At 69.1% G+C, this 4285-nt stretch carries 4 protein-coding genes; 3 read left to right on the top strand and 1 reads right to left on the bottom strand.

Annotated features, from left to right (window positions below):
- Window positions 1–197: 197 nt before the first annotated feature.
- From ydiK to FKP22_RS22615, 3 genes are all read left to right on the top strand, one after another.
- Window positions 198–1268 (top strand): AI-2E family transporter YdiK, encoded by a 1071-nt coding sequence (ydiK, locus tag FKP22_RS22605; protein WP_141289934.1) that lies wholly within the window; start codon window positions 198–200, stop codon window positions 1266–1268.
- Between the two features lie 92 nt (window positions 1269–1360).
- Window positions 1361–1870, top strand: a complete 510-nt coding sequence (locus FKP22_RS22610) for a DUF3016 domain-containing protein (RefSeq protein ID WP_170201019.1) — start codon at window positions 1361–1363, stop codon at window positions 1868–1870.
- A 110-nt stretch (window positions 1871–1980) separates the two neighbouring features.
- Window positions 1981–3756, top strand: coding sequence for an MFS transporter (locus tag FKP22_RS22615; RefSeq protein ID WP_141289936.1), 1776 nt, complete (start codon window positions 1981–1983; stop codon window positions 3754–3756).
- A gap of 12 nt (window positions 3757–3768) precedes the next feature.
- On the opposite strand, the gene FKP22_RS32505 is transcribed toward FKP22_RS22615, so the two are convergent.
- Window positions 3769–4285, bottom strand: a 517-nt coding sequence (locus tag FKP22_RS32505) for a hypothetical protein (RefSeq protein WP_170201020.1), incomplete at its 5' end; no start/stop codon positions are given.

Raw genomic sequence — 4285 nt, forward strand, 5'->3', positions numbered from 1 at the left:
ACCCGCCGCGCCGCGCCCTGCCGCACCGCCGCCGGCCGCACCTTCGGGCCCCGGCGACGATTGGGAGAGCTTCTGACCGCGCGCTGTCGCGCAGCCTGAACCCGAGGCCGCCTTCATGGCGGCCTTCCGTTGCCGCCGGCAGATGCGGGGGCTTGCGCTTGGCCGATACTGCGGCGTCTGCAACGACTGCCGCCGCCATGCCTGCTCACCGCTCTTCGGATCTGCCGCGCCAACTGCTGTCCATCCTGGCGCTGCTGGCCTTGATCGCCACCGGGGTCTGGGTGCTGCGGCCCTTCATCGCGCCGCTGATCTGGGCCACGATGATCGTCGTCTCGACCTGGCCGCTGATGGTGCGGCTTGAAGCGCGGCTCAAGGGCCGGCGCACCCTCGCGGTCGCGCTGATGCTGGTCGCCCTGCTGCTGTTGTTTTTCGTGCCCATCACCGCGGCGCTGGTCACGCTGGTGGACCACGCGGACGAGGCGGTCGAGTGGGTGCGCTCACTGCCGCTGGACAAGCTGGCCGCGCCGCCGGACTGGGTGGCCGAGCTGCCGGTGGTGGGCGCCCGGCTGGCCCAGCTGTGGCGCGAATCCGCCGAGGCCGGCGCCAGTGCGCTGCTGGCCAAGCTCAGCCCGTATGCCGGCAGCATGGCGCGCAACATCCTGTCCGAGGCCGGTGCACTGGGCATGATCGGCCTGCAGTTCCTGATGACCATGCTGATCTGCGGCGTGCTGTACGCACATGCCGAATCGGCAGCCGACCTGTGCCGCCGCTTCGCGCGCCGGCTGGCCGGGCCGCGCGGCGTGGAAATGGTGCAACTGGCCGCGATGTCGGTGCGCGGCGTGGCACTGGGCGTTGTCATCACCGCGGTGGCGCAGGCGCTGCTGGGCGGGCTGGGGCTGCTGGTGGCCGGCGTGCCAGGCGTGTCGCTGCTGACGACCATCATGTTCGTGCTGACCATTGCCCAGATCGGCCCGTTCCCGGTGCTGCTGCTGGCCTGCGGCTGGCTGTTCTGGAAGGGCCACACCGGCTGGGCCATTGCGCTGTTCGTCTGGTCGCTGCTGGTCGGCACGCTGGACAACGTGCTGCGGCCCTGGCTGATCCGCAAGGGCGCAGACCTGCCGCTGCTGCTGATCTTCACCGGCGTGGTCGGCGGCCTGATCGCCTTCGGCCTGATCGGCATCTTCCTCGGCCCGGTGGTGCTGGCCATCACCTACACCCTGATGGGCGCATGGGTCGATGAAGTGCCGGACGAAGACAACCCCGCATGATGCTCGCGCGTTGCCAACACTGGCCGCGCCATGCCCCCAACAGCCGGCCCGCGCCTTGCTCCCAGACCTTGCCGCTGTACAAAGGATTCGCCATGTCGCCTGCGCACTCCCGCTCCCCCGCCCGGCCCGTTCGCGCCGCCCTGCTCGGCCTGGCCTGCGGTGCCTGGTTCACACTGGCCCAGGCCGGCGTGGTCGAGGCCTATTTCCCGGACCCGCGCGCGATGAGCGACGTGCGCGATGCCAATGGCTTCAATGCCGATGTCGAGAAGCCGCTGGGCGACTACCTGCGCACATTGGGCGACAAGCTGCTGGGCGACCGCCGGCTGGTCATCAACGTGATCGACGTGGATCTGGCCGGTCAGTTGGAGCCGGTCGGCCCGCGGCAGGAAATGATCCGCGTGCTGCGTTCGCACACCTGGCCGCGCATCGAGCTGCGCTACCAGCTGAGCGACGCCAACGGCGTGGGCCTGCGCAGCGGCGAGGTGCGGCTGATCGACACCGACTACCTGTCCAACGCCCGCCTGGCCGGCGCCACCGACCCGCTGCGCTATGAGAAGCAGATGCTCAAGGAGTGGTTCATGCGCGAGTTCACCGAGCGCTGATCGCCGCTGGATTGGGCTGTCCGCGGCCTGTCCACCACGGGCCGACCCTGGCCTGCCGGCACGGCGATTGCGGGTAGAGTCGCGTCGCCCGTTGCTCACCCCGGCTCCCCATGCGCCTGCCCAATCTCTTCGCCACCTCCCGCGGCCGCCTGGCCGCGTTTTTCTTCCTCTACATGACCGAGGGCATTCCGCTCGGTTTTGCGGCCACCGCGGTGGCCACGCAGTTGCGGCGGCAAGGCGTGGGGCCGGCCGAGATCGGCGCCTTCGTTGGCTCGTTCTACCTGCCCTGGGCCTTCAAGTGGGCCTTCGGTCCCATCATCGACGTGTTCGCGTCCGAGCGCCTGGGACGGCGGCGCGGCTGGATCCTGGGCACGCAGCTGATCATGGTGGGCACGCTGCTGTCGCTGCTGGCGCTGAAGCTGCCGGACCAGCTGGCGCTGTTCACCATCATCCTGCTGGTGCACAACACCTTCGCGGCGATGCAGGACGTGGCCATTGACGCGCTTGCCGTCAACACGCTGAAGGAAAACGAGCGCGGCACGGCCAACGGCATGATGTTCGCCGGCGCCAACGTGGGCCAGATGATCGGCGGCAGCGGCTCGCTGTTCCTGGCCGGCTACTTCGGCTTCCAGTCCACCTTCTTCTTCGTCTCGGCCTGCATCCTGGCCGTCACCGCGCTGGTCGTGCTGCCGCTGAAGGAAGCCGCCAGCCCGGCCCGCATCAAGGCCGCAGGCTCGGCCATGGCCGCGGCGTTCGCCGAGATGCGCGACTTCTCTGTCACTGCCTTCCGCTCCTTCCTCGGCACGCGCGGGGCATTCGCCGGGCTGGCGATGTCGCTGCTGCCGCCAGGCGCGATGTGCCTGGGCCTGGCGCTGCAGAGCAACCTGGCTGTCGAGCTGGGCATGAACGACGACCAGATCGCCTGGCTGAACATGCTCTCCACCATCTGCGGCGCGGGCGGCAACCTGCTGGGCGGCTACATCTCCGACCGCTGGGGTCGCCGCCGCTCGCTGGGCATCTACATCGCGCTGATGAGCCTGCCGGTGCTGGTGATGATGGCCATCCTGCAGCAGCATGGCTGGATCATGCCGATGGCGGAAGGCTCGGCGAGCCGGCCCACGGTCACGCCGTTCCTGATCAACGCCTACTGGGCCGCCGTCTTGTCCTACGGCGTGTTCCAGGGCCTGATGTACAGCGCCGCCACCGCGCTCTACATGGACGTGACCAACCCGCGCGTGGCCGGCACCCAGTTCACCGCCTACATGGCGATGTTCAACCTGACCATCTCGTACAGCGCGACCTGGCAGGGCATTGCCATCGAAAGCGTGGGCTATCCCAAGACCATGCTGATCGACGCCTTCTTCGGCCTGCTCTTCATCTCGCTGCTGCCCTTCACGCAGCGCCGCGCCAGCGACCCGGCAGGCTTCTCCGACCACCATGCCTCCGGCCGCGCTCGCAAGCTGGCGCTGGGCCTGGCGGCGGTGAACCTGCTGTGGGTGCCGCTGTTCGCCAACCAGGCGCTGCTGGGCGCGGCACTCCCAATCGCGCAGATCTTCTACTCGCTGATCTTCATTGGCTCGGCGCTGTTCCTGTTGGCCGGCGGCATGGTGCTGCGCGAGTCGCATCCGGTGCTGGCGCGCTGGGGCAAATGGTTTGCGCCCTTGCTGCTGCTGATGGTGGCACGCAACCACCTGGACACGCTGGCCGGCTGGCTGGGCCAGACCGAGGCGACGCTGCAGTCGTCGAGCGCGCCCTTCTTCTACGCCGTGCCGGTGCTGGCCGCCGTGTTGTTGCTGCAGTTGGCCCGCGAGCACTGGCAGGCGCTGGCGCAGTTGGACGCGGACGACACGAGCGACGCAGACCTGGCGTCGCGCGGCGCGGTCTGACGGAAAGCGGCGCTACAGGTTCGCCGTCAGCGTCAGCGAGTTCATGCGCCGCGTGAAGGCGGCAAACGGCAGCGTGGACTGGCGGCGGGCCCAGCCGAGGTTGACGCCCAGCTGCCAGTTGCGCGCCAGGTCGTAGCGCCAGCCGAGGTCGGCGGAATCGAGCCGGTCGTCGCGGTTCAGCACAAAGCCGAGCGGGAACTCGGTGCCGCGGTAGCGCGCATCGGTCCGGCTGAACGACAGCGACATGCGCTGGCGCTCGGACAGGCGCAGCGAACCGCCGAATTGCGCACGCTTGGCGACCTGGTAATCCACCGCATCCCCCGGTGCGTCACTGGCGCCGCGCGACAGGCCCAGGTCCAGTTGGTGGCCACCCTCGAACAGCCAGTGCAGTTCGCCCTCCCAGCTCAGGCCTTTCCAACCGCGGCGCTTGTAGCCTTGGTAAGGCGCATAGGCCTCGAAGCCCTTGTGCTCGCCGCCCAGTTTCAGCGTGCCGGCCAGTGGCAGGCCGGGCCAGTCTGACGGCGGGGGT

This window comes from Ideonella azotifigens (assembly GCF_006519715.1).
In the GTDB taxonomy this organism is placed as follows: domain Bacteria; phylum Pseudomonadota; class Gammaproteobacteria; order Burkholderiales; family Burkholderiaceae_C; genus Ideonella; species Ideonella azotifigens.

Excerpts from the sequence above, each read along its gene's own strand:
- ydiK (WP_141289934.1), top strand. The coding sequence starts at position 198 with ATGCCTGCTCACCGCTCTTCGGATCTGCCGCGCCAACTGCTGTCCATC.
- FKP22_RS22610 (WP_170201019.1), top strand. The coding sequence starts at position 1,361 with ATGTCGCCTGCGCACTCCCGCTCCCCCGCCCGGCCCGTTCGCGCCGCC.
- FKP22_RS22615 (WP_141289936.1), top strand. The coding sequence starts at position 1,981 with ATGCGCCTGCCCAATCTCTTCGCCACCTCCCGCGGCCGCCTGGCCGCG.